The following is a 25524-nucleotide window of genomic DNA, read 5'->3' on the forward strand; positions in this document are numbered from 1 at the left end:
GGGCGTGGTGTTTCGCCTGTATCGCCGCGTACTCACCACGCTGCTGCGCTTCCGCATCACTACTTTAGTGCTGATGGCCGCGTGCCTGGCCGCCTTGGTCTATGGCTTCGGCTACGTGAAGCAGAACTTCTTCCCCGCCTCCAATACGCCGATTTTCTTCACCGATCTGTGGCTGCCGTATGGCACCGACATCCAATACACCGCACAAACCGCGCGCGAGATTGAAGGCTGGATCAACCAGCAGCCGGGCGTCAGCAGTACCGTGACCACCATTGGTCAGGGCGCGATGCGCTTTACGCTGACCTACGATGCAACGCGTCAGTACAGTAATTACGCGCAGATTATGGTGCGCGTGCAGGACGCCAGGCAGCTGGAAATGCTGGCGCAGCACACCGAGCAGCACATCGGCGAGCACTTCCCACAGGTGACGGAGCGCATCAAACGCATCAATTTCGGCAGTGCCAGCGACAGCGCCATTGCGCTGCGGATTACCGGCCCCGATCCCATTACGCTGCGGCAGATTGCCAGCCAGATTGACGACATTTTCCTCGCCGAGGGCAGCGCGTTTCCGCCGCGTCATGACTGGCAGGCGCGCAGTAAAGTGATTCGTCCGCAGTATTCGCCGCTGCGCGGTCAGGAGCTGGGCGTGGACAAGCGCGATATAGACCGCGCGCTGCGTATCAACTTCAGCGGTGATAGCGTCGGCTTGCTGCGCGAAGGCTCGCGGCTGATGCCGATCATGCTGCAGACTTCCGAGCTGGAGCGGCAGAATATCGACCATCTTGGCAATATTCAGGTGTGGAGTCAGGCGCAGCAGCGTTATGTGCCGCTGGCCAATCTGGTGAGCGATTTCCAATTGAAATGGGAAGATCCGCTGATAATGCGCCGCGACCGCATGCGCGTCTTGACGGTGCAAACCGATCCCGATCCCGCCAGCGGCCGCACCGCCGCAGAGATTGTGGCGCGCGTGCAGCCGGCCATCGATCAGCTGAAGTTGCCCGCCGGCTATCATCTGGAATGGGGTGGCGAGTTGGAGAGTTCGCGCGATGCCCAAAGCGGCCTGCTTGGCTCGCTGCCGTTAGGTTTCCTCGCGATGTTTGTGATTACCGTGCTGATGTTTAACTCGCTGCGCGATGCGCTGGCGATCTGGATTACCGTGCCGCTGGCGCTGATTGGCGTCACCTGCGGCTTCCTGCTTACCGGCATTCCGTTTGGCTTTATGGCGTTGATTGGTTTGCTGAGTTTGTCAGGCATGTTGATTCGTAACGGTATCGTGCTGATTGAGGAAACGCACCAGCTGGCGCGGCATCAGCCGTTACACCAAGCGATTCTTGATGCCGCAACGTCGCGTCTGCGCCCGATTCTGCTCACCGCCTTTACCACCGTGCTCGGCCTGCTACCGCTGCTGCGCGATGTGTTTTTCCAGAGCATGGCGGTGGTGATCATTTTCGGTTTGGGATTCGCCACGGTGCTAACGCTGCTGGTGTTGCCGGTGCTGTATCAAACCTTTTATCGGGGTAGAAAGTCTTGAGCGTGAAATTTTGCCTTGAGTCCGTATTATCCGTGTGGGCTCTGACGCATCTGCTGCGTCACGGGCCGTCCTCGCGCCGCTAGCGCGGTGCCTTCGGCTTCCACGTTGTGCCGACGGACCGTTCGGGGATCGGCCGTCCTGGCCGGCCCCGAACTGCCTCACGCATCCATGCGTGAGGCTCCTGGCACAACGTAAAAGCCTCAGCGCTGCGGATAGCCCTTTCGCCGCAGCAGACGCGCCAGCGCCTCTCACAATGTAGCCGTTTTCAACTACACGCACTGAAGCCCCGGCCGGCCTGCGCACTCACCATTGAGAAAATAACAAGCGAATCGCCATTTATGGCGACAGGTTTGTTAAATGCTCTCCCTGCTTTTCGTTCCCAGCGCTCGCCAGTAATATCTTTTTCAACATAAACGTCAGCGGAATTGCCAGAATCGCGCCGATGATGCCCAACAAGGATTGCCAGATAAGAAACGCCAGCAGCTGTGTGGTGAGCGCCATATTCAACCGCTTACCCAATAATAACGGCTCAATGACTGAACTCAGGATTAAATTTAACGCCACAAAGAACAGCGCGACCACCAATGCGGTTTGGATATCGTACAGCATATAACTTTGCAGCACTGGCGGAATAGCCGCCATAAATGAACCCAGCACCGGAATATAGTTGAAGACAAACATCAACACACCCCAGAAAAAGGCGAACTTCAAGCCAAGAAGATGTGCACCCGCCCAGACAATAATGCCGCCGACAATACTGGTCAGGGTTTTAACCTGAGCATAAACGATAACGCTTTGCACGCCCTCTTCAAGCGCCACGTAATAGCGCTGATATTTCCCTTCGGCCTGTTTACGTAGCAGGATTTTTAAATTTCTCATTTCATACAGCATGAAAAACAGCATCAGAAATACCATCAGCCACCAGGAAAGAATGCTGGGTATTTGCGTGAGAAAACCCGTGACAAAGCGCACCACCGCACCCGCATCAACAAACGCCAGCATGTCGTTGGGCGTTAAAACCAGGCCCAAATGACTAAACGTCTGCGTCACCGGCTCGAAGCGTTCGGCCAGTAGCTGCGGTGCCTGACGGCTGAGCTGGATTAAATCGGGGGTTAATACGGTGAGTTTGATGATGGTGAACACAATCACCAGTAACAGCAGCACAATCACCAGCAGCGATGACAGCAGACGCGGCACGCGTTTTCTTTCGAGCCGACTGATTAACGGATCGAGCATAATCGCCAGAAACAGTGACAGCATCACCTGATTAATTAATGCCGATGCCAGATAGATACCGGTAAGAATTATGGTCAACGTGGCGAGAATTATCAGTACGCGCAAAAGCCTTGACCATAAAGGAAACTCGTTCAGCCCCATTATTAAGATCCTTCATCCTATACAAAATGTATTATAGAGAAAAACCTGTGCGCTGGGCCTTGTTTGAGGTCAAGTGACGAAAAACATTCAGGCCGTAAGAGAACCGGCCTGAATGTCACGCGCTATTAATTGATTCTGAATCTCCGCGTTAATGGCTTTTCGATTTCGACAATTAAAAACATTACGAAGCCAATGATCAAGGTAATAATCCAGTAACGTAACGGTAGCGCGGTGGTACCAAACAGCAGCTGCATAAAGGGCGCGTAGATAATCAGCAATTGCAGAACTAACAGCACGCCGCTGACGATCCAGATGCCTTTATTCATCAGCAAACCTTTGCTCAATGAGAAGCCGTCGGAAACACGACAGTTCAGCATATAAAACCACTGCGCCGTTACCAGCGTTTGTAATAACACGGTACGAATAAATTCCGGTGAATAGCCGCGCGGTTGCAGCCAGGCTTCCAGAACGAAGGCGCTGATGGCGATCATCGAACCGACAAAAATCACGCGCCAGATGGCGAAACCATCCATCACATGCAGTTTGGGATCGCGCGGCGGACGACGCATGATATTTTGCTCACCCGCTTCAAACGCCAGGCCGAAGGAGAGCGTGGCGGAAGTCGCCATGTTCATCCACAGAATCAGCACCGGGGTCAGCGGAATGAGGTTACCGGCCAGCAAGGCAATGATGATCAGCAAGCCCTGCGCCAGGTTGGTCGGCATGATGAACAAAATGGTCTTTTTCAGGTTGTCATAGACACGGCGCCCTTCCCGCACCGCGCTGGCGATGGTGGCGAAGTTATCGTCCGTCAGCACCATATCGGCAGCTTCTTTAGTTACTTCGGTGCCTTTAATCCCCATGGCGATACCGACATCCGCCTGCTTCAGCGCGGGCGCATCGTTAACGCCATCGCCGGTCATCCCGACCACCTCTTTTTTGCTTTGCAGCGCCTGCACCAGACGGAATTTATCTTCCGGGCTGGTACGGGCAAAGATGTCGTACGCCTGCGCCGCCTCACTCAATTGTTGGTCATCCATCACTTCCAGCTCGCGTCCGGTGATGGCGGTGCTGGCGTTACCGATTCCCAGCATCTGCCCAATACTCATCGCAGTTTGCGGATGGTCGCCGGTGATCATTTTGACGCGAATGCCGGCTTGCAGGCAGTCGCCAATCGCGGTGATGGCTTCCGGTCGCGGTGGATCCATCATCCCGGCGATGCCGAGCAAAATCATGCCCTGATGCAAATCCTGATGCGTCAGCTCAGTTTGTCCTGGCGTGGCCGGTTTCCAGGCCGCCGCCACCATGCGTAATCCTTCGCGCGCATACTCCTCAATTTTGGCTTCCCACCACGGCAGATCGATCGGCTGCAATCCGGCCTCTGTTTGCTGCTGCTGACAATGTCTGAACAGAACGTCCGGCGCGCCGGTCAGCAGCACGCACTCTTCATCGCCAATCAGATAGTGCGTCGACATGTATTTGTATTGCGAATCAAAGGGGATTTTATTGCGCAGTTCGGTGGTGACTGAAGGCAGATGTCCTTTGGCGGCCAGCACTTTAAGTGCGCCTTCCGTCGGGCCACCGGTGATTTTCCACAGTCCGTTTTCGTCTTTAATCAGCTGGCTGTCGTTACACAGATCGATGGTGCGCAGATAGCGCTCGAGGATCGAGCCTTGCGCCACTTTTACCGGCACAGCGTCATCTGCTTTATGGATGGCGCCCACCGGTTCATAGCTCACGCCATCAACGCGGTAAATCTGATCGGCGGTGATAATCGCTTTCACCGTCATTTCATTCATGGTCAGCGTGCCGGTTTTATCTGAGCAAATCACCGTCATCGCGCCCAGCGTTTCCACGGTAGGCAGCTTGCGGATGATCGCCTGCTGCTTCGCCATGGTTTGTACGCCAAGCGACAGAATGATCGAGATAATCGCCGGTAATCCTTCGGGAACCGATGCCACCGCAAGGCTAATCAGAGACAGCATCAGCTCTGAAACCGGCATATCGCGGAACAGCAAACTGAAGACAAACAGCGCGGCCATCATCGCCAGGATGATCAGGAAAATGGCTTTACCGAGTTTATCCATCTGCACCAGCAGCGGCGTGCGGTGCTTTTCGATATCGGACATCATCTGGTTGATGTGCCCAAGTTCCGTGGCGCCACCGGTAGCGACCACCAGCCCTTTGCCGCCGCCCGAACTGACGGTGGTGCCGGAGAACAGCAGATTGGTACGATCGCCCAGCGGCAACTCGCCGATGAGCGCGTCCGTGCCCTTCTCAACCACGGTGGATTCGCCCGTCAGAATCGCTTCTTCAACGCGCAGGTTGTGCGCCTCAATAACGCGCAGATCCGCCGGGATGCGGTCGCCGGCGCGGATCACCACCACATCACCTGGCACCAACGCGGTGGTGGGCAGCGTCTCGTGATTACCCGCACGGATCACCACCGTTTCGCTGGAGAGCATATTGCGGATACTTTGCAGGGATTTTTCCGCGTTGCTCTCCTGAATGTGGCCAATCAGGGCATTCACCACCGCCACGCCGAGAATCACCAGCGTATCAACCCAGTGTCCCATGACGGCAGTCAGCAACGCGGCGGCCAGTAAAACGTAGATCAGCACATCGTTGAAGTGAGCGAGAAATCGCAGCCAAACCGGCTTGCCGGGTTTCTGTGGCAGGGCATTTTCCCCGTACTGTGTTAGGCGCGCCGCCGCTTCAGCACTACTGATTCCCTCGGTGGAACTTTGCGTACTGGCCAGCGTTTCATCGACAGAAAGTTGATAATAGGTACTTTCCGGTTTAGCAGTATTCATCGCTTTCTCCTCAAATCCTATTTCGGAAATCAAGGCGGTGATATCCCGTATTTAACAAGTCGCCATTGAACGAAAAGATCAGACCTGACTTATCCGGTGGAAGAAGCGGTCCGTTTCAGATTGAAAAATATGTAGTTAATGGCTGCTCAGCGGCAATGGAGCAGCCCTATTTTCTATACGAAATTGAAAGCATTTTGTAAAATGAACGCTATAAACGTAGCACAGGGATATTCAACGCATTCATTTCTCAATAAAAGTCGCGAGGCGGAAATCATTTATCTCATCAGACTTATCCGATCGCGGAGAATAATAAAAATATAGTGTGATAATTCATAAGGCTGGGTAATTTAAAGCCAATATCCAGGTTACTTTACACTGATATTTTATATCGATATTACGGATTGAATATCCAGAAAAATCATTTTTAATGGATTTAAATCTGGTTAATTTCATCAAAAATATTACAAGCTATCAGGCTTTACTTTTTTTGACATCTGCGTCTATGCTCATCGATAACAAAAACATCCTGTTAATACTTCTCACCTTTTAAGGCGATGGCGCAGTTTTTCTGTGGTCATGGTTAATGGAGGCAACGATGTATGGTTATAGCCTGCTCCGACTGAGTCTTTATGTTGTCATTGCGATCGTTACCTGCTCCGCCGTAGGACTATTCACCTACGCGGTTGTCTCTATGCTTGGTAATTAAATTATCCACTCACATTATTGCCAACAATGGATTCGTTGTTGCTGAGGATAAAACAGTGACTCGTTATATTACGCTGGCTGCCATTGTTATATTTTTAACAACGGGTTGCGATCAAAAAACACAGGAAGTCACGCCACCGCCACGCATGGTGAAAGTCGTTGAAGTTGTGGCGTCCGGCGAATCTCAGCAACGTATCTTCCCGGCGCGCATTGAATCCGGCGATTCCACCGATTTGTCGTTCAAACGTGCAGGACAGATTGAATCGCTGGATATTCGCCAGGGCAACCGTATCGAGCAGGGCCAGCTCATCGCCAGGCTTACGGCGCGGGAAGCGCAGCAGCGCGTTAATGAGCGCCAGACCGCCGCCACGCTTGCACAGCGGCAATTTGCCCGCTTCCAGACGCTCTCCGGCCGCCAGGCGATTTCGCAGGCAGACATGGACGTGCAGCGCGCCAACCGCGATGCGGCCAATGCCGCGCTGCAAATTGCCCGTGAAGAGTTGAGCCAGATGACGCTAACCGCGCCGTTCAGCGGCGTGGCCGCCGTGGTTAACGTGCGCAATCATCAGGTAGTCGCCGCCGGACAAACCATCGCTACCTTGACCCGCAACGATCTGCTCGACGTGGTGTTCAGCGTGCCGGAAAACCTGTTTACCGCGCTGGATATGCGCAACCTGACCTATCGCCCGGTGGTGCGCATCAACTCATTGCCGGATCGCGAATTCCAGGCCGAGTACAAAGAGCACACCGGCAGCAGTAACAGCAACTCGCTGACGTGGCAGATTATTTTAACTATGCCGCGCCCGGCCGATTTCCCGGCGGTGGGCGGCGTCAGTGGCACGGTGACGATTAACCTCGCCAATCTGCCCGCCAATGTGAATCGCGAATCGTTAGTGGTGCCGGTGGAGGCGGTATTCAATCCCGATAACAGCCAGCGCAACGAGCCGCATGTTTGGGTGGTGCAAGGCAGCGGCGATCAGTTGACGTTAGAAGATCGCAAAGTCAGCGTGGGTGAAGTGACCGATCGCGGCGTGGTGATCACCGCCGGGCTGCACGCCGGTGAACGCGTGGTCGCCGCTGGCGTCAACGAGCTGCATGCTCAGCAACCGGTACGCATCTGGACGCGTGAGCGAGGGCTGTAATGGATATCTCCCGGCAGTTTATCGATAATCCGGTCCGCGTCTGGCTGGCGATTCTGTTACTGGGCGTCGGCGGCATTTTTGCTCTGCTCAATATTGGCCGTCTCGAAGATCCGGCTTTTACCATTAAGACCGCGGTGGTTGTCACCCACTATCCCGGCGCGTCTGCCCAGCAGGTGGAAGAGGAAGTCACCTTGCCACTGGAGAATGCGCTGCAGCAGTTGCCCTATCTGGACAATGTCAGCTCCATCTCTTCCAACGGCCTGTCGCAGATTACCGTCAACATTGACTCGCGTTATCACTCCAACGCGTTGCCGCAAATCTGGGATGAACTGCGGCGCAGAGTCGGCGATGCGGCGCGTTTCTTTCCTCCTGGCGTGGCCGCGCCGTTCGTTAACGATGATTTTGGCGATGTGTTTGGTTTCTTCCTCGCTATTTCTGGCAACAACTTCAGCAACCCGGAGCTGGTGCAGTACGCGGAGCAGCTACGGCGTGAGCTGGTGCTGGTGCCGGGCGTTGGCAAGGTGGCGCTGGGCGGCGTGATCCCACAGCAAATTAATATCGATGTCTCCTTAACGATGATGGCCGCGCGCGGCATTACGCTGCCGCAGCTCGCCAGCGTGCTAAGTCGACTCAACGTGGTCTCCAATGCGGGCGACATCAAAGCCGGCACGGAATCGATCCGTCTGCATCCAACCGGCGAGTTTCAGAACATCGAGGAGTTGGGCGACTTGCTGGTCAGCCCGCCGGGCGATCGCGCCACCACCCGATTGCGCGATATCGCCTCGCTGTCGCGCGGGCTGAGTGAATCGCCCTCCAGCATTTACCGCGCCAGCGGACGTCCGGCGGTCACCATGGGAATTTCGGTTATTCCTGGTGTGAATGTCATTGATGTCGGGCGCGCGCTGGAGGCCAAACTGCAGCAGATGTCGGCAGAAAAACCGGCGGGTATTCAGATCAACGTGTTTTACGATCAGGCCGCCGAAGTGGCGCACTCGGTGAATGGCTTTATTACCAACTTCCTGATGGCGCTGGCGATTGTCGTCGGCGTGCTGCTGATCTTTATGGGTGTGCGCAGCGGCATTATCATCGCGTTGTCGCTGGCGCTCAATGTGCTGGGCACGCTGCTGATCATGTATCTATGCGGCATTGAGTTGCAGCGCATTTCGCTGGGCGCGCTGATTATTGCGCTGAGCATGCTGGTGGATAATGCGATTGTGATTGTCGAAGGTGTGTTAATCGCGCGTCAGCAAAACTCGCCGCTGATGACCACCATCAACTTTGTGATTCGCCGCACCGCCTTCCCGCTGCTGGGCGCGACGATTATCGCCATTCTGGCGTTTGCGCCGATTGGTCTTTCGCAGGATTCCACCGGCGAGTACTGCAAATCGCTGTTCCAGGTATTGCTGATTTCCCTGCTGCTAAGCTGGTTCTCGGCGCTTACCATCACGCCGGTGCTGATCAAATGGTGGCTGTTTAAAACACAGGAACCTACTAAAGCTGCGGCTGAAGTTTCACCTTATGACGGCGGTTTTTATCGCTTTTATCAGCGCATGTTGCTGGTGTTGCTCAGGCAAAAAACCCTCACGCTTTCGCTGATGGCGGTGCTGCTGGCGCTGGCGATTTGGGGCTTTGGATCGGTGCGACAAAACTTCTTCCCTTCAGCCAATACGCCGATCTTCTTCGTCGATCTCTGGCTGCCGTACGGCACCGATATCAACGCCACCGAGCAGATGGCCAGCGACATTGAAAAATCGATTACCGGGCAGCAAGGCGTAGTTTCTACCGTCACCACCATTGGCCAGGGCAGCATGCGCTTTATCCTCACTTATAACGGGCAGCGTCAGTACAGCAATTATGCGCAAATCATGGTGCGCATGGACGATCAGCGTAATATCGGCGCGCTATCACACCGTATTGATGCCTACATCGCTCGCCAGTATCCGCAGGTCAATGCCAGCACCAAACGGGTGATGTTTGGTCCTTCGGGCGGTAGCGCAATTGAGGTGCGTATCAAAGGTCCCGATCCCGACAGAATGCGCCTGATCGCCAGCCAGGTCGGCGACATCCTCACCGCCGATCCCGCCACCGACAGCGTGCGCAACGACTGGCAAAACCGCAGCAAAGTTATTCGCCCGCAGTTTAATCTGGCGCTGGGTCGCGAGCTTGGCGTCGATAAGCAGGAGGTGGATAACGCGCTGGAGATGAATTTCACCGGCAGCCGCGTTGGGCTGTATCGTGAAGGCGCTGACCTGCTGCCGGTTATCGTGCGGCCACCGGCCAGCGAACGGCAGGACGCCAATCATCTCAATAACGTGCTGGTGTGGAGCCAAAGCCAGCAGCAGTACATCCCGCTCAGCAACGTGGTGAGCGGTTTTACGCTGCAATGGGAAGATCCGCTGATTCTGCGCCGCGATCGCAGCCGCGTACTCACAGTGCAGGCTGACCCGAATCCGCTCAGCAACGCTACGTCCGGCGATATTGTGGCGCGCGTGAAGCCGCTGATTGAGCAAATCTCGCTGCCGCACGGCTACAGCATTGAGTGGGGCGGCGATGCGGAGAGCTCCAGTGAAGCGCAGCAAGGCGTGTTTACCTCGCTGCCGCTGGGTTATCTGGTGATGTTTGTGATCACCGTGCTGATGTTTAGCTCGCTGAAAAACGCCGTCGCCATTTGGCTGACGGTGCCGCTGGCGCTGATTGGCGTGACGCCGGGCTTTTTGATCACCGGAATTCCGTTTGGCTTTATGGCGTTAATCGGCCTGCTGAGTCTGAGCGGTATGTTGATTCGCAATGGCATCGTGCTGGTCGAAGAGATTGAACAGCAGAAGCTAGTAAAGCCGCAGGCTGACGCGATCATCTACGCCGCCACCTCGCGTCTGCGCCCTATTCTGCTGACCGCCTTCACCACCGTGCTCGGGCTGGCGCCGCTATTGCGCGATGTGTTCTTCCAGAGCATGGCGGTGGTGATTATGTTTGGTCTGGGCTTTGCCACGGTGCTGACGCTGCTGGTGCTGCCGGTGATTTACGCCTGCTTCCATCGCCAAACGGTGGCTAGCGCATCATGAATGTGACCGGCCTCAACGTGATTAAAACGCTGGGATGTATGACGGCGGTGACATTTTTCACCGTGTACAACACCTGGGATCGCTACGATTACGATTATCACTGGATTCTGGCGTTTCTGACCTTTATCTCCACCATCGCCACGCCGCTGTTTTTTGTCGTCGCCGGGATAATGGATGCCCGTTCCGAGCAGGATGTTAACTGGCAGATAGGCAAGATTCGCAATCTGGTGATCGTGTTTCTGTTCTGGATGACGGTCTATTACCTGTGGGAACCCTATCAGCGCGGCTACCTGATCCAGCCATGGTTCATCTTCTCGTTCATTATCATCTACAGCTTTCACCCGCTGATGATCTGGCTTAGCCAGCACCGGACGCGCGTTCGTTGCGCTGGTGTTTGCGTTGCTGGCGTTCTCATATGGCTACGATTTGCTGGCGGTGCTGCATCCGGACGACCCGCTGTTCCGGCTTGAACCGCAGTATCGGCTCTGGACCTGGCTGCTGTTTTATTTAACCGGCCAACTGCTGTGCGATCCGCTGATTAATGACTGGATGGAGCGCAAAAAAGTGGCGCGCGGCGCGGTAATCGCCCTGCCCTTTATCTACCTGTTTACCTGGTTTTATGAGCAGCACTTCTTCTTTGCGCTATTCAAAGCCGATCGCAACGCCTTTATTCTCACTGGCTCGCAAATTTATCTGCTGGTGGTGGTGCTGGTGATTGCCGCCAGTCAGGTGCGCTTTCGCCGCAATGTGGCGGTTAAAGAGACCATTCTGGCGACCATCAGCAAAACCATGACCGGCGTCTATATTCTTCACTACTCGGTTTTCCATCTGCTCACCGCGCTGATTCCCATCACCTCGCTGGCGACTAAGCTGACGCTGATTGCCGTGACCTTTGCCGCTTCGGTGCTGCTCTCCAGAGTGATCCTCGCCAGCGGCTGGCTGAAAAAAGTCATAACCCTTTGATGCAGGCCGGCAGATTGCTCTGACTGCTGCAGTCAATGCGCCCCTTGATTTGCAACATCATGTAATCGAAAAACGGATTGGAGGTGTTGCGCATCAGCGTATCCAGCCCAACGATCAGGCTGGCGGTTTCACCGCGCAGCGAGATGGTGCCAAAGCTAATGCCATAACGATTCTTTTCCGTTGGCTCGCGGCCATACAGCGAGTCGCTGAGTGGGAACGGCACGGCAATGTGCGACAACGAATAGGTATCCTGCGGCCAGGCTTCATGCATCGAACGCACGATCTCTTGCGTTTGATCTGCCGCTGTAATGCGCGCCACGGTTTGATAGGTGGTCGGTGACGCGTTGGTGATGACCGTTGAGGCATAGCGGCGCGGCGCAGGCGGCAACAAATTATTGACCGCTGAGTAGAGCGCGGGCCTGAACAGCGCGCGCAAGTTCGCCGCCTGGTTGACGTCGAACATCACCAGTTCACTGCCGTTATCCGGCAGATAGCGATAGAACGCATTGACCACCGCGCGGGTGCTGACGGTGGAATCCAGCACTGACTGGAAGGTCAGCACCGGAGGAAACGCCGGCATGCTGCTGCCGCGAATCACATGCAGCAGCTGATCCTGCATCGCCTGAGTCAGCAGCCACGATTGCCGCGCCGCGCGCACCGGGAACGAGTTGTACTTGAAAGGATTGTATTCGGGGATGATGCTCAGCCACGCCGCTTTGGCGAAGCCGGGGATGATGGCGGGCCAGCCGGCTAAGCCAGCAAACCGCGCATAGGCGGTGACGCCAATCATCGGCGACAGCAATACCAGCTGTTGCGGCTTGCGCAGCGCGTTATTTTGCAACGTATCGAGGCTGTATTTCACCGCCAGCGCGCCGCCGTTCGAGTATCCAACCAGATGCAAAGGTACGTTGCTGCCCGCCAGGCGTGTCGCTTCGCGCACCGCTAAGCGGGTTGCCGCCATCCACATTTGCCAGTCAACCCTGGTGAGTGAACCGGGCGCCGTGCCGTGTCCCGGCAGCCGCGGCACCACCGCCACAAAACCCTTCTGCTGATACGCCTGCGCCAGATAGCGCATGCTGTACGGCGAATCGGTTAATCCATGCAGCAGCACCACCGCACCTTTCGCTTTTCCTTCTGGCTCGAGGATATATGAGCGATTCCAGTCGGTGTCGAATCGCGCCGGATAAACCGGGCTTTGCGCGTTAAAGCGGTTGAGCGCCGTTTTCTCATCGTCACTGAGCTGGTCGGTCACGTTAACTTTCATGTCGTGGAAAATCGCTGCTTCGCGCGTCAGATAATCCGCGAAGCTGGCGCGATCGATCTCATCCACCGACATTTCATCCGCCGACCACGTATGCCAGCGATGCAGCGGCGGTCCCTGTTCGGATTGATAACCACGGACCACCAGGAACATCACCAGCAAAACCAGCAAACCTAAAGCAATGCGCTTGAGGACTTTGCTGATGCGGTCTTTGTGCAACGCGTTGGCGGAATCAGAAGGCATAGCGTACCCAGGCAAACAGCACGTTACCGTTATTGTAAGTGCCGGGAATATAGGTGAACTGCACGTTGAAACGTTTATAACCAGCGGAGAACAGCGGCAGCACGATAGGCAGCGGCACGTAATTGGCGAAGTCATCGCGCGCGGTGATACCGGCGGTTAGCCCAAGTCCGAGACGAAAATCACGCGATTGATCCAGATACCAGCCTTTCTCCCAGCCATAACCAATGATCGGCTGCCATTCGTTATGGGAATCTTTAAACGCCATCGCGTAGAGCGCGCTCCAGTTACCGTCTTCATTGATGCGCGAGACGCCCAACCCGCCGCCCCATGGCGTTTCATTGTAGTTATCGGTTTTATCTTTATCGTAAGCAAAACGGGCATGCCAGCTGATGAAAGGCAGATAGAGATCGTAATACTGCGGTTCCTGCCAGGTTTGTGAAACGTCCTGCTTGAGCCATTCCCAGCCATCGCTGATCGTGTTGGCCGCCGAGGCGGGACAGACAAACAGGGACAGAGTAAGCAACCAGGCCGCCTGAAGAGTTCGCATCATGTATGCCTCTAAAATTCACCGCCGCGAAAAGGAGTGGAAAAGCTGACGTGCTTATAAAGCAGATCAAGTCACTTAACCGGTAAGATTATAGTTGCTTGTTATTGCTATAAGTAGCATCACCACGCAGATAACAAACCACCTGGTAATAATGGGCGCGGCAAAGCGCAGCCAAAGATGAAGCGTAACCGGCCGTTCAGCCGTCCAGGTCTTTAAATGGTTAAAATAAATAAACATATTCGTTGCTAAATTATTATCGCTATGTCTTAATGCGTCATCGGTTTGGAACACAGACCTTATGAAAGCAGTTTTAGTAAAGCAGTCCTCAGTTCAAGTGTTATCCCTAGATATCCTTCTTCGAGAGCCTCCTCCTAAGTGCCCAATAAGTAAATCTTTCACTTCAGGCCAATTTTCGCCGCTACAAGTGGCTCATCAATTAAGGAATTATCTATGTCTAACAAAATGACTGGTTTAGTAAAATGGTTTAACTCTGATAAAGGTTTTGGCTTTATCACTCCTAACGATGGCAGCAAGGATGTTTTCGTCCATTTCTCTGCTATCCAGAGCGACAACTACAAAACTCTTGATGAAGGTCAGCAAGTTTCCTTCACCATTGAAAATGGCGCCAAAGGCCCAGCAGCGGGCAACGTTACTCCGCTGTAAGCCGCGCTCATTATCAGCAGCGCTTACAATAGCGATGAAGACAATAGTCTGAGCAGATAAGCACCGCTGATAATAAAAAAACCCGCCTCGTGCGGGTTTTTTATTGCCTGAAATTTGGTGTGACTAAGGTTTGCGTAGTGATTAAAATGCTCGCCAGCGGAATTTACGTAGTAGCAGCGCCTTCCAGTCGTTAAAGCTGCAATGCAGGTAATGTACGTCTGTGGTTGTGCGGCTTTACTCAAATCGAATGTGGCATTAGCCAGTATCTGGCGCACAGCTCAAGCCCAACTCTGCATAGAAGATTACGGTTTTGAATCTAAGAAAAAATGAGGTAGGTTTTTTTTGCCTTATCCACAAGCGAAGAGCTGTAAAACAACGATGTTAGAATTGCTTGTTTATAAAAATCTTTTTAAGCGTAGCTTTGATGGTTATATTTAGTACGATTTGATTATGTGCGTAGCCAGGAAGTTACCGCTAATCCAGGTATCTAACGTAAACCAAGGGAATGAAATTAATGAGAGCAGTCGAGTTATTGCAGTACATTCTGAAGCCAGGCACTGGACGAGAATTCCATACAATCATGGTTGAAATAAGTGCTCCTCTCCATCGTGGAGCGGGTATCGACATCATTGCATTTGGCAACTCGATTCATGATGAGGATTCTTACTTTCTGATTCGGGCATTTGATGATATTGAACATATGAAAGCGTCTCAGGAAAAATTTTATATGAGTGATGAATGGATAAATGGCCCTCGAGAAGCAATCATCGAACGAATTCAAACCAGCTTAAAATCGGTATTGATACTACCGACTATGGCAATTGATGGGCTTAGAAGTAATTAAAAACAAGGTGATAAAAGGGACATTACATGCATTGTTGATATAAATTACCTTGTCGCTTTGGATGATGAAGCGTGGAAACTATAAGATGTCACCAGGTATTAGTTATGAGATACCTCGCATCACTCATGCCGGACAGCTTTAAAAGCTGTCCACTTTGGCCAGAAGCGGAGGCTGTCTGTATTAAGGCATCATCAGTGCCATCACTTTTCGGAAAACAATAAAACTACTCAATGGTGGCTTAAGTGCGGATAACGCATTTAGAGGTATTCGATAATTTCAAACCCTTCGTCAACTGTAGGTTCTGAGAAATAACTCGTAATGGTATTGAACTGTTGATCTGTAGCTGCAAAGTCGTGCGTACCTTCTGCGTTACGGGCGTGTAACCGGGCTCTGCAGACTTCATCAGATACGTTCAAATAATGCAGACGATTATCAGCACCTGACTCCTCAATAATACTCATCATCCATTCACGCTGTGTCCGTGTGTTTGCCGGAAAGTCCAGAACAACGGATAAACCCGCTTTGAGTAGTGCCACCAGGTGGGGCTTCATAGCCCTTTTGAGCTTTGAAGAACAATGAATATAATCCGCCAATGATTGCATTTCATTTTCATAGATCGCAGCCAGCCAGTTGTCCTCACTAACAATTACGGAGCCAGGTAAAGTACCTAATTTTGCAGATAATGTGGATTTGCCTGATGCAATTTTTCCGCATAAAAGATGCAGGGTTGGTTTTGCTGAAGTTGCCACTGTATCGAAGTCCATATTTACCTCAATGGTTTGTTCGTTAAGGCCCACTTTACTGGCGGGAAATGGCGAACGTAATCCCACCTAAAAATTGGAAGTGATGATAATGAGTGGGTAAGATTGTACTGAGCCGGTTGCTGCATTTTTCCAGGCTAACAGGCGACAACATAAAAATCAGCTTTTTTTTAACTTTTTACTTTTAAACGTCCGCTGCTCGCCCAAAGCTGCCCATTAACGCCTCTCTGCTTAAATAACAAGCGTACTGAGAGAAGTTTTCCTTTTGCTAATCGGATCCCCTAAACTCCATCGTGTAGATCGCAACATATGGGCATTGACCTAAAATGAATTTACCATCAGAAAATGAGACTCGTAACTTAAAGCCATTGCCACAATGTCCATCAGTGTCTGTTATGAGAGCCTTTCATTTAGTTCACGCTGACGCGCCAGACAGCTTCAACGGACGTAGAAAGTGGACACCGGTTAATAAGAAGGAAATAGGATGCTTTTGCCCGATTTGAATTTCACACAAACGCTACATCACCCGTCATTTCGACTATGAGCCGTCCGCTGTTTGTATCTCTGGACGGGCCCAAAGGGGTGGGTAAAACCACGCTGTTGGAAGCCATCACGAAAGAACTCAGGGCTGATAACATCAAGGTAATCCGGCTTTGCGAGAAAAAAAGCGATCCCTTCAGGAGAGAAACAATGGCTATGGTGAACAGGCTGGCCAGAAATCCCTCCATGGATTTAGAGTGGGAAGTTTGTGCGCGCTTTGCTGATAGCCGTGCATGGATTTCCCAACATGTGCTGACTAAACAGCCACCGGACAGCATCATTTTGATGGATCGCTGGTACCCGTCTGATGCCGCGTTTCGCCGGATGGTTCCATTTGCTGAGATTTTACAGTTAAACATTGATCGAAACGTGCAAGCGCCAGATCTGCATGTCGGGGTTGTTACTGCGCCTGAAATTTCATGGGCAAGGGCCGCGGCCAGAACGCGCGGGTTAAGTAGTACGGTGATGCATAAGCTGGAAGATCATGTCGCTTGTACTCAGTCGTTCGAGCGAGTCGTTGCTGAACACGGCTGGGTTTTATGTCGTAATGAAGGGATGATCGAACACGCAGCCATGCAGGTTGTAAATGAGATCTACAAACTGCTGAATGCCCTTTAGGCATCAGTTCTGAGACCCTTTTTCTGCCGCATTCGGTTAAACCTATTAGTGGAAACACATCACTCTGACTGCACACTGAACACATCCGTCTATGGTTATCAGTTGCTACTCGGGCCAACTGTACATCGTGTAATCCCTGAAAGTTCTATAGACGCACGTCTTGTGGATACGCTATGGCTGGGTGGGGCTCCAGATATAACAGCGCGGTGCATAATATGCAGCTGGTGTCCGCCAATTTCCGCGTAATAAGCTGGCTATCCGTAAATGTAACGAAAAAAATATTGTTACCTGCAAAGGGTTTTGTTGCATCCTTGCGCTTTCATATTTATACAGCTGTTCACGGATTACTTTAGAATTAAATATATCAGCCCTTTTTGTAGTGCCTTCCCATTATTTCAGCGAGTTAATATCCATCATTGAGAAGCGCTTAACACCATTAAAATTAAACCTCTTTCATGCAAAATTGCACATAATATCACCCTGCATTAGCACCTGATAACGGCAGTGAATAGTCACTTAGAAAATATATAAATCTTAGATTTCATGACTTTTAGGAATTAACCTTTAGCTAAATCCGTAACAGCGCCTACAGTTTAAGTCGAGGTTGTCATAAACGTGAAAATGGAGGATGGTTAATGTCTTTTCAACACGACGGGAAAGGCTACGTCATTATTGGCGAAGCGGCACTGAGTATTGCCTTGGGACAGAGAGTTGTCAGCGTACAATCACTGATTGACGAACTGGAACATATGGCAAATGCAGGCGGCAGCAAGGCAAGGTTGTCTGATATTTCTGAAGCCACAAAATGGCTGAAGAGTTTCGAAGAGCCCGATCGCGCTGTCCATAACGTGCCATACCTGCAAACGCTTGCAGGCTTGAACGACGAAACGAACTGACGCCTAAGGACGTAGTCCGGCTCTGGCCGGAAGACGACGACGAAGATGACCTCAACGGTCGCGTTTAACGTGTACCGGCTGGAGAAAATGTCAGGGACGACACTCTACCCTTCCTTAATTAATCCCCACCGGTCATTTGGCAATATTCATTTCCCATTCCCAAATTACGTATCAAAATCTTCGTTAATTGAGGCAAGTTTTGTCTTGAAAACGATTTCATTATTTTCCCTCGAAATTTGAGACTTTTCTTTATCATCAAACAATGCGTTTACATCTGGCATAATTTAAGATAATTATCAGCAAGTTGAGCAGCAACATTAACATGCATAATTTGATAAACCGAAATCTCTAAACAATCTTAAAGACCTTAAGGACGTTTGTTACTACACTATTCTTACGGTAATCGAAAATATTGGAGGAAACGCAGTGTTATTTCATGACGAAGAACAAGGCCATATCATTATTGGCGAGGCAGTGATTAATCTTGCTGTGAATCAGAAGGAAATCAACATTCACTCCCTCATCATTGAGTTGGGCACCATGGCCGAAGGCGATGCCAGCGACAATAGACTTGCTCAGATAGCCGACGCCAGACGCTGGCTAAAAGCCTTTGTCGAAACCTCCCCACGAAACCGCGAAGAGCTACGTTGGCTTTCAGCATCCAGACATTTACGCCCTATCAACAATGATCGTTAATGGGTGACTAACGTTGATTCAGGTTAAGGATGCGCCTCAGGGCGCTCCGCATTATGTCGATAAGTAAGTGAGTTAAACAGACTTCATTCCCTGAACCTTTCATTACCCCCCTCTTCCAGTTAATCGCCTCCTCTCTCTTTGTACAAATTTACCCTTATCTTCAACAACCAGAACTGATAGCTGATCTCACAACCAAACATAACCACCTGAATAAAAAGGATAAGCATCTTTTGCTTAAAAAGAAAATCTGTACAGATAAATTAATCCTGTACAAGTTTTAAAAGATTGTCTAACTTTATGTTCAGACAGAATCGACTATCCCAACTTTTACGAGGTTCGCATGCGTCAGAGTGTTTCTAAATTTCCCGATACAGCCAGCGATATTGCACACTATTTTAGCAAAGCAAGCGCGCCAACTCAGCAAGAAACGCTAGGTCAAATTGTTGTCGAAATCCTTCGGGCAGGCAAGAACCTTAATCGTAAGGCTATCTGCACTAAACTGTTAAGACGTCTTGAAGTCGCTGCCACTCAAGAAGAAGAACGCCACTATCAGACATTGATCGGCATGCTGTTCGATCGCTAACTTTTATCTGTTGGCGAGATACGCCAGTCACGATCCCGTCGAAGGAATTCAGGCTTTGAACCGCTCATTAATGGATTTTTATCCATGAAAGGCGTGCCATAACAGAAATATGCGCTAAATTTAGTTTTGAATGACTTTTAACTGGGTAAATAGCCCAGAAAGCATGGGTTTGTTTAGCCAACACCCAACGCAATAGCGTAAACATCTTTCAAACGTTGCCGCAGAAATATCTGATCACAAGGAGAGAAAATGCAACAAAGCGCACAGCAAACGTCCCGCGAAATAGACATTACTGACTATCTCCAAAACGCAGGTGACAACCTTTCTGCGGAGAAGACACTGATTGACTCCGCCATACAGACGCTAGAGAGTCAGGGTAAGAGTGTCTCCAATAGCGCCATTATTTTGTACTTCATCTCGGAAATTGAAAACACCACTGACCCGCTGCAACTTGACGCGTTACTCAACGCGTTAAAAATGGTGGTGGGCTTTACTCCGGGTGAAGAAGAGCGTTGGGCATTTTTCTACTGGTGAGTAAAGTCTCAGGGAAATGAGGATCAGTGTTTTAATATGGATGTAGCGGTCAGAAAAGCGGGGGAATTAACACAACTCTCCCCGCTGGTAGGCGTATAGAATAGATTGGTTTCTTTAGTCTTCATCATTAGGCGTACGGCCTACAACGATTTCAAGGCAGTTGCGCAGCACATCGAGTTGCTCGATATCTGTCGCACTCTCCAGCTCCGCTATCAGACTCATAATGATGGCCTTGTTCGTCACTCTTCCTCTCTCTGCGATCAATGACTTTACGATGATACCAATGACTTCTTTTTCCTCTGCATATTGGTCACCGGTGCTGTGTAAATAACTCTGCAGGTCTGACTCGATAGTATTCTGCTGCATAAAATATCCTTACTGAGTTGCGCATTTTTGTCTCTCTCCCACGCACTTAAGCCCTTAGCCGGCGTTAATGTCGGGTTGAGTCGTCATTACCGAATTTATCTATATCAAAATTTGCCATGTGCTTCCGGTCTCCAACTTTAAGGGATTCACTCTCGGCGATTTCTTTCTTCACATCCTGCATAGCGAGAAGTATTGCGCGCGCGCGTTCTTCATCCTTTTCGGCTTTCAGCATGCATTCAAGCTTCGAGAGGAGCGCACGTCGCGAGATGCCGGCCTTTTCGCGCAGCAATGCTATTACCGCCTCGCCGATGAGAAGATCACTCAACTTTTGTTCATGGTGATTTTTCATATCACTCTCTGTTCAACATTTAGTGTTGAGAAGAGAGAGAGTTGCGGCTGAAAAACGCTGCAATATCATTTACTGAATGGCATCTACCCGGGTTCTGCTGCAAGGAAACCTCACGTGTTCATATTTTAATCAGATCGTCATGGAGTAAACTTATACAATGATCGCAATGTTGTACAGCTTTATTGGCGTGAATTGATGAATATTTAATATGAGACAGGGCAAGTAAAAAGGAATGGACTTTTATGGCAGGAAAAAAATGACCTCTGAAAGTGGAAATCTCTAACGCTTTCAGAGGCGATGCAAAGCATCATTCGTTACGTGCGGAGAGTACCGCTGGGTCAATTTATAGGAGATTAAAAAAAATGCACGGGTTATATTTTTTTTATTTTAGCTCCTATTACAGTCATTTAAATTGCATCTTTATAAAAATGAAACCGCTTCGGTTATTTATGAACTCAATCATCAAGAATATTGCTAATTTTTATTTGGCCATTCCAAATAAATGCCATTTATTAATCGATTTCTCATTTTTAAAAGACCATGTTGATAAGTAACGCACGGGTTTTACTGACGAGGATAAACGAAGCCAGGCAGGGTTTTCAGGGCTGTTCATCAAACCATTGCGGTGATGATTGAAGTGATAAAGGCCTCGTCCCCGAGCCTTTTCATTTTTATTTGTGGACCTGAGTTGCAGGCGTTAAATACTGCTACTACTCTTTTATCGCTTCATACTTGGTACGAAGGTTACACACAGCACGCACAGCGTGCGAGAGTCTTTGCATATTGTTCATACTTCCTTCCCCGCTCCAGGCGGGGATTTTTTTACATCAATAGCCTACCTGACACGGAACCAGATGGCATACATCGCCGGTAAAAACACCAGCGTCATAATGGTGCCGCCCAGCGTCCCGCCAATCAGCGTGTAAGCCAGCGTGCCCCAGAACACGGAGTGCGTCAGTGGAATAAATGCCAGAATCGCCGCTAGCGCTGTCAGCAGAACCGGCCGGGCGCGCTGCACCGTTGCCTCAACGATAGCTTTGAAAGGTTCGTGGCCTTCCCGCTCATTCTGATGGATTTGTCCGATCAGGATCAGCGTATTACGCATCAGAATCCCTGACAGCGCGATCAGCCCAACCAGTGCATTGATGCCAAAGGGCTGCTGGAATAGCAGCAGCATGGGCACAACGCCAACCAGCCCGAGCGGCGCGGTCAGAAAAACCATCACCATCGCTGCCATGGAACGCACCTGCAGGATGATGATCAGCAGCGTCAGGGCAATCATAATTGGGAACAGCGGCAGCATCGCTTTAGTCGCTTTACCCGACTCCTCAATCGAGCCCGCCTGTTCAATACGGTACCCCGGCGGCAGTGACGCGATTAATGGCTGAAGTTCCCGGCTCAACGCGCTTGAGACATCCGGTGGCTGCAATCCGTCAGCAATATCGCCGCGCACCGTTATGGTTGGCGTTCTATCGCGGCGACGCAGCAGCGGATCTTCCATGCGGATGTCGATTTCACCGAGTTGCGAGAGTGAAATGCGCTGCCCATCGGCTCCGGCTAGCGTCAGAGCGTCAAGGCGCGCGGGATCGAGGCGCACCTCTCCGGCTGCACGACCAACCACTTCCACAGATCGGATATCTTCACGAATCGCCGTGATAGATGCCCCGCTTAGCAGGAACTGCAGTTGACGAGCCGCTCCGGCAGGCGTTAGCCCCATCGCCTGCAGCCGATCCTGATCCAGCCTGAAATGCATTACCGGTACACGTGAACCCCAGTCGGTGTTGACGGTGCGCATCATCGGGCTGGCCTGCATCAGTACTTTCACTTTCGCGGCCAGCTGGCGCAGTACGTCTGGATCGGGACCCATCACCCGGTAAGCGACCGGATAAGGCGAATAGGGACCGAAAACCAGCTGTGTAACGCGCACCTGCGCTTCAGGCGCGAGCCCATCTGCTGCCGCTTGTCGCAGACGCTGCTTCAGCGCATCGCGATCGTGCTCGCCGTTGGTCAGCACCACGATTTTGGCAAAAGAGGGATCCGGCAATTCCGGGGCCATCGCCAGATAGAAACGCGGCGCACCCTGCCCGATATACGCGGTTAACGTGCGGGTTTCTTTTTGCTTTTTCAGCCAGTGCTCAATTCGCGCCGTGGTCTGGCTGGTCTGCTCTATTGAGGTGCCGTAAGGCATTTGCACTTCAACCAGCACCTCAGGACGATCGGAGGTCGGGAAGAACTGTTTTTTCACCAGCCCCATGCCAATGATCGCCAGCACAAAGCAGCTAATCACCGCGCCTGCCACCCACCACTTATGCGCGATGACTTTGGTTAGCAGTCGTCTAAAGCGATTGTAGTGGCGGGTGTTATAGATTGCCGCGTGGCCACCGACTACCGGCTTGATGTCGGGCAGCATCTTCACGCCCAGATAAGGGGTAAACAATACTGCCACCACCCACGAGGCAATCAGGGCAATCCCCACGATCCAGAACATATTGCTGGTGTATTCACCGGCGGTGGACTGCGCAAAGCCGTTGGGCATGAAGCCGATCGCGGTTACCAGCGTGCCGGCCAGCATCGGCGCGGCTGTATGGCTCCAGGCGTAGGCCGATGCTTTGATGCGGTCATAGCCCTCTTCCATTTTCACCACCATCATTTCTATCGCAATGATGGCGTCATCAACCAGTAAACCCAGTGCGAGGATGAGTGAACCCAGCGTGATGCGGTCAAAGTTTTTTCCCGTGGCGGCCATCACCACAAATACTACGGCAAGCGTCAGCGGAACCGCGGCAGCAACCACGATGCCAACGCGCCAGCCCATGCTGACAAAGCACACCACCATCACCACCAGCAAAGCCACGAAGAACTTCACCATGAACTCATCGACAGCCGAACTGATGTTAACCGCCTGGTCGGAAACGTTGGTGAGCGTCATGCCCAGCGGCATGTCGCTATTTATATTTCGGACCTCTTGTTCCAGCGCCTTACCCAGCTCAAGACCGTTCCAGCCTTCCCTCATCACCACGCTCAACATCAGTGCAGGTTCACCCTCATTACGGATGAGAAAATCGGGCGGATCGACATAGCCACGTTCGACCTTGGCCACGTCGACAAGCCGTAGCGTGTGATTACCGGAGACGACCGGCGTGTTGCGGATTTTTTCGAGCGTATCCAGCGCTCCGTCGAGGCGGATAAACACCTCGGGCCCGCGCGTTTGTATCGAACCGGCGGGTGACAGGGCATTTTGCCCGTTCAGGGCGTTAAATATCTGTTCCGGTGTAATGCCCAGCGTAGCGAGGCGATCGCTGGAAAAGGAGACATAAATACGTTCTGCCTGCTCGCCGGTAATAGTGACTTTTTTTACGCCCGCAACGTGTAGCAGCTGCTGGCGGAGTTTTTCGGCATCACGAGACAGAAATCGCTGCGGTTCTCCCTTTGCTTTCAGTGCATAGAGGGCAAAAACCACATCCGAGAATTCATCGTTAACCATCGGCCCGATCACACCCGCCGGCAGGTTGCGCGCCTCATCGCTGAGCTTTTTGCGTGCCTGGTAAAACTGCTCCTGCACTTCAGAAGGTGGCGTGCTGTCCTGCAGGGAAAGCATGGTGTATGCCATTCCGGGACGAGTATAGGTCTCGGTGCGGTCATACCACTTCAGCTCCTGCAGTCGCTTCTCCAGCGGCTCAGCCACCTGATCCTGCATCTCCTGCGCGGTGGCGCCAGGCCAGGCGGTGATCACCGTCAGCTGCTTGACGGTAAAGGGGGGATCTTCCGCTCTTCCCAGACCCAGAAAAGCCACTACGCCAGCGACCGTAACGAGAATGATCAGGAACAGCGTGACCGATCGTTCACGCACCGCCAGCGCCGACAGATTAAAGCGATTGTGGCTCATGGCGTGGCTCCTTGCGACCCAGGCGTTCCGATGCGGACGGCTTCGCCTTCATGCAGCAGGTGTGCGCCCAGCGCGGCCACCTGTTCCCCGCTTTGAAGCGGACCCGACACGCGCGCACTGTCGTCGCTGATGCCGAGCAGCGTCACGGCCCGCCAGGTGACTTTGGCGGGTTTGCCTTCCACCAGCCAGACGCCAGCACCGCGTCCCGCATCCCAAACCGCACTGAGCGGTACTGACCAGGATTCTGGCGTCGTCGCAGACTCCGGGATACGCAGGGTTACGGTTGAACCCAGTGGAGCACTGGCTGCGGCACCGCTTAGCACATAGCGTGCTTCGTAGGTGCGGGTTGCTGCATCCGCCGAGTCTGACAACTCGCGCAGCCTGGCATCATTCTCGATCCCACTGCCATACAGGATGGCTGTGGCCGGCGATCCCACCTGCGGGCGCAATGTCTCCGGCAGACTGACCATCGCCTCACGCTGACCAGCGCGGGCGAGGCGCACAACCGTTTGACCGGCGCTAACCACCTGGCCTGGGTCGGCCAACGTATCCACCACCACGCCATCGGCATCAGCACTCAGTACGGCATATTGCGAGGCGTTGAGCGCCACGCGTGCCTGCGCCTGCGCGGCGCTAAGATCGGCACGCGCGGCATCTGCCGCTGCACGAATTTGACTGTAAGAGGATGCAGAGACCGCGCCAGAACCCACCAATCCACGATAGCGTTTCTCATCATCGCCGGTCTGGCGCGCGCGTGCCTGGGCGGCGTTTACCGCACCCTCCGCAGCGCGGACCTGCAGCGCGAGATCAGCCGGATCGAGCCTCATCAGCAGCTGACCGCGTTTGACGCTTTGCCCCTTATCAACCAGACGCTCAAGCACCTTGCCCGACACGCGAAAACCCAGGTCGCTCTGAAAACGTGCGGCCACAATGCCGGTAAAAACGCGAGATTGACCCGCCGCAGGCTCGACGGTCGCCGTCCTGATGAGTGGCGGCCGGGAGCGCGGATCGTCAGCGGCTGATAGAGGTTCGCCGCAGCCAGTCAGAATGACCGGCAGCAGGCAGATGACGGACAACAAAGGGAGATGCCGGAGCATGGGTTACCTTACTCAAAGAAAGTATGAGGACGCCATTCTCTGACTAG

General features: G+C 52.4%; 19 protein-coding genes and 1 pseudogene. 11 read left to right on the forward strand and 9 right to left on the reverse strand.

Going from position 1 to position 25524, the window contains the following annotated elements:
* Positions 1-1531: efflux RND transporter permease subunit (locus tag Q3H59_RS21135; protein WP_309837046.1), on the forward strand; the 1531-nt coding region annotated here is incomplete at its 5' end.
* A gap of 336 nt (positions 1532-1867) precedes the next feature.
* On the opposite strand, the gene Q3H59_RS21140 is transcribed toward Q3H59_RS21135, so the two are convergent.
* On the reverse strand, positions 1868-2908 hold the full coding sequence (locus Q3H59_RS21140) for an AI-2E family transporter (RefSeq protein WP_277975206.1): 1041 nt from the start codon (positions 2906-2908) through the stop codon (positions 1868-1870).
* 125 nt (positions 2909-3033) lie between these two features.
* Positions 3034-5721, reverse strand: a complete 2688-nt coding sequence (locus Q3H59_RS21145; protein ID WP_110867122.1) for a cation-transporting P-type ATPase — start codon at positions 5719-5721, stop codon at positions 3034-3036.
* Between the two features lie 851 nt (positions 5722-6572).
* On the opposite strand from Q3H59_RS21145, the gene Q3H59_RS21150 reads away from it, so the two are divergent.
* The 3 genes and pseudogenes from Q3H59_RS21150 (at position 6573) to Q3H59_RS21160 (ending at position 11593) form a co-directional block, all read left to right on the forward strand.
* Entirely contained in the window at positions 6573-7568 is a 996-nt protein-coding gene (locus tag Q3H59_RS21150; protein ID WP_245250666.1) for an efflux RND transporter periplasmic adaptor subunit, read from the forward strand.
* Positions 7568-10630, forward strand: coding sequence for an efflux RND transporter permease subunit (locus Q3H59_RS21155; RefSeq protein ID WP_309837052.1), 3063 nt, complete (start codon positions 7568-7570; stop codon positions 10628-10630). Before Q3H59_RS21150 ends, Q3H59_RS21155 begins: the two co-directional genes overlap by 1 nt.
* A pseudogene (locus Q3H59_RS21160) lies at positions 10627-11593 on the forward strand (acyltransferase). Before Q3H59_RS21155 ends, Q3H59_RS21160 begins: the two are co-directional and overlap by 4 nt.
* Here Q3H59_RS21160 and Q3H59_RS21165 read toward each other — a convergent pair.
* The gene (locus Q3H59_RS21165; protein ID WP_309837053.1) at positions 11580-13097 is read right to left on the reverse strand and encodes an alpha/beta hydrolase; all 1518 of its coding nucleotides are present in this window, start codon (positions 13095-13097) and stop codon (positions 11580-11582) included. The pseudogene Q3H59_RS21160 and the gene Q3H59_RS21165 sit on opposite strands and share 14 nt — an antisense overlap.
* Positions 13087-13644 (reverse strand): lipid IV(A) palmitoyltransferase PagP, encoded by a 558-nt coding sequence (gene pagP, locus Q3H59_RS21170; protein WP_370579606.1) that lies wholly within the window; start codon positions 13642-13644, stop codon positions 13087-13089. The genes Q3H59_RS21165 and pagP overlap by 11 nt, the downstream gene beginning before the upstream one ends.
* A gap of 450 nt (positions 13645-14094) precedes the next feature.
* Between pagP and cspA the strand changes: the two genes are divergently transcribed.
* Positions 14095-14307, forward strand: a complete 213-nt coding sequence (cspA, locus tag Q3H59_RS21175; RefSeq protein WP_007885867.1) for an RNA chaperone/antiterminator CspA — start codon at positions 14095-14097, stop codon at positions 14305-14307.
* Positions 14308-14821: 514 nt separating this feature from the next.
* Positions 14822-15151 carry an NIPSNAP family protein gene (locus Q3H59_RS21180; protein ID WP_192414568.1) on the forward strand — a complete coding sequence of 110 codons (330 nt, stop codon included), beginning with the start codon at positions 14822-14824 and terminating at the stop codon, positions 15149-15151.
* A gap of 257 nt (positions 15152-15408) precedes the next feature.
* Here the strand turns inward: Q3H59_RS21180 and Q3H59_RS21185 are convergent, their stop codons facing one another.
* The gene (locus tag Q3H59_RS21185; protein WP_192414571.1) at positions 15409-15915 is read right to left on the reverse strand and encodes an ATP-binding protein; all 507 of its coding nucleotides are present in this window, start codon (positions 15913-15915) and stop codon (positions 15409-15411) included.
* Between the two features lie 537 nt (positions 15916-16452).
* On the opposite strand from Q3H59_RS21185, the gene Q3H59_RS21190 reads away from it, so the two are divergent.
* The 5 genes from Q3H59_RS21190 (at position 16453) to Q3H59_RS21210 (ending at position 19779) form a co-directional block, all read left to right on the forward strand.
* A complete protein-coding gene (locus tag Q3H59_RS21190) occupies positions 16453-17070 on the forward strand; it encodes a dTMP kinase (protein WP_309837066.1) in 618 nt (205 codons plus the stop codon).
* A 635-nt stretch (positions 17071-17705) separates the two neighbouring features.
* Positions 17706-17966, forward strand: coding sequence for a hypothetical protein (locus Q3H59_RS21195; protein ID WP_192235272.1), 261 nt, complete (start codon positions 17706-17708; stop codon positions 17964-17966).
* A gap of 426 nt (positions 17967-18392) precedes the next feature.
* Entirely contained in the window at positions 18393-18662 is a 270-nt protein-coding gene (locus Q3H59_RS21200) for a hypothetical protein (RefSeq protein ID WP_309837070.1), read from the forward strand.
* Positions 18663-19002: 340 nt separating this feature from the next.
* On the forward strand, positions 19003-19245 hold the full coding sequence (ycgZ, locus tag Q3H59_RS21205; protein ID WP_101761241.1) for a regulatory protein YcgZ: 243 nt from the start codon (positions 19003-19005) through the stop codon (positions 19243-19245).
* A gap of 249 nt (positions 19246-19494) precedes the next feature.
* Positions 19495-19779 carry a biofilm development regulator YmgB/AriR family protein gene (locus Q3H59_RS21210; RefSeq protein ID WP_101761240.1) on the forward strand — a complete coding sequence of 95 codons (285 nt, stop codon included), beginning with the start codon at positions 19495-19497 and terminating at the stop codon, positions 19777-19779.
* A gap of 114 nt (positions 19780-19893) precedes the next feature.
* Here the strand turns inward: Q3H59_RS21210 and Q3H59_RS21215 are convergent, their stop codons facing one another.
* The 4 genes from Q3H59_RS21215 to Q3H59_RS21230 all read right to left on the reverse strand — a co-directional run bounded on the left by Q3H59_RS21215 (position 19894) and on the right by Q3H59_RS21230 (position 25477).
* Entirely contained in the window at positions 19894-20145 is a 252-nt protein-coding gene (locus tag Q3H59_RS21215; protein WP_137387092.1) for a biofilm development regulator YmgB/AriR family protein, read from the reverse strand.
* Between the two features lie 64 nt (positions 20146-20209).
* A complete protein-coding gene (locus tag Q3H59_RS21220) occupies positions 20210-20494 on the reverse strand; it encodes a hypothetical protein (RefSeq protein ID WP_309837075.1) in 285 nt (94 codons plus the stop codon).
* A gap of 835 nt (positions 20495-21329) precedes the next feature.
* The gene (locus Q3H59_RS21225) at positions 21330-24380 is read right to left on the reverse strand and encodes an efflux RND transporter permease subunit (protein WP_309837077.1); all 3051 of its coding nucleotides are present in this window, start codon (positions 24378-24380) and stop codon (positions 21330-21332) included.
* Positions 24377-25477, reverse strand: coding sequence for an efflux RND transporter periplasmic adaptor subunit (locus tag Q3H59_RS21230; protein ID WP_309837079.1), 1101 nt, complete (start codon positions 25475-25477; stop codon positions 24377-24379). Before Q3H59_RS21230 ends, Q3H59_RS21225 begins: the two co-directional genes overlap by 4 nt.
* Positions 25478-25524: the final 47 nt, after the last annotated feature.

The sequence above is a fragment of the Pantoea sp. SORGH_AS_0659 genome (assembly GCF_031453915.1).
GTDB classification, from domain to species: Bacteria; Pseudomonadota; Gammaproteobacteria; order Enterobacterales; family Enterobacteriaceae; genus Pantoea; species Pantoea leporis.

Bases quoted from the DNA above. Each gene is read 5' to 3' on its own strand.
- Q3H59_RS21140 (WP_277975206.1), bottom strand. From the start codon at position 2,908: ATGGGGCTGAACGAGTTTCCTTTATGGTCAAGGCTTTTGCGCGTACTG.
- Q3H59_RS21145 (WP_110867122.1), bottom strand. From the start codon at position 5,721: ATGAATACTGCTAAACCGGAAAGTACCTATTATCAACTTTCTGTCGAT.
- Q3H59_RS21150 (WP_245250666.1), top strand. From the start codon at position 6,573: ATGGTGAAAGTCGTTGAAGTTGTGGCGTCCGGCGAATCTCAGCAACGT.
- Q3H59_RS21155 (WP_309837052.1), top strand. From the start codon at position 7,568: ATGGATATCTCCCGGCAGTTTATCGATAATCCGGTCCGCGTCTGGCTG.
- Q3H59_RS21165 (WP_309837053.1), bottom strand. From the start codon at position 13,097: ATGCCTTCTGATTCCGCCAACGCGTTGCACAAAGACCGCATCAGCAAA.
- pagP (WP_370579606.1), bottom strand. From the start codon at position 13,644: ATGCGAACTCTTCAGGCGGCCTGGTTGCTTACTCTGTCCCTGTTTGTC.
- cspA (WP_007885867.1), top strand. From the start codon at position 14,095: ATGTCTAACAAAATGACTGGTTTAGTAAAATGGTTTAACTCTGATAAA.
- Q3H59_RS21180 (WP_192414568.1), top strand. From the start codon at position 14,822: ATGAGAGCAGTCGAGTTATTGCAGTACATTCTGAAGCCAGGCACTGGA.
- Q3H59_RS21185 (WP_192414571.1), bottom strand. From the start codon at position 15,915: ATGGACTTCGATACAGTGGCAACTTCAGCAAAACCAACCCTGCATCTT.
- Q3H59_RS21190 (WP_309837066.1), top strand. From the start codon at position 16,453: ATGAGCCGTCCGCTGTTTGTATCTCTGGACGGGCCCAAAGGGGTGGGT.
- Q3H59_RS21195 (WP_192235272.1), top strand. From the start codon at position 17,706: ATGTCTTTTCAACACGACGGGAAAGGCTACGTCATTATTGGCGAAGCG.
- ycgZ (WP_101761241.1), top strand. From the start codon at position 19,003: ATGCGTCAGAGTGTTTCTAAATTTCCCGATACAGCCAGCGATATTGCA.
- Q3H59_RS21210 (WP_101761240.1), top strand. From the start codon at position 19,495: ATGCAACAAAGCGCACAGCAAACGTCCCGCGAAATAGACATTACTGAC.
- Q3H59_RS21215 (WP_137387092.1), bottom strand. From the start codon at position 20,145: ATGCAGCAGAATACTATCGAGTCAGACCTGCAGAGTTATTTACACAGC.
- Q3H59_RS21220 (WP_309837075.1), bottom strand. From the start codon at position 20,494: ATGAAAAATCACCATGAACAAAAGTTGAGTGATCTTCTCATCGGCGAG.
- Q3H59_RS21225 (WP_309837077.1), bottom strand. From the start codon at position 24,380: ATGAGCCACAATCGCTTTAATCTGTCGGCGCTGGCGGTGCGTGAACGA.
- Q3H59_RS21230 (WP_309837079.1), bottom strand. From the start codon at position 25,477: ATGCTCCGGCATCTCCCTTTGTTGTCCGTCATCTGCCTGCTGCCGGTC.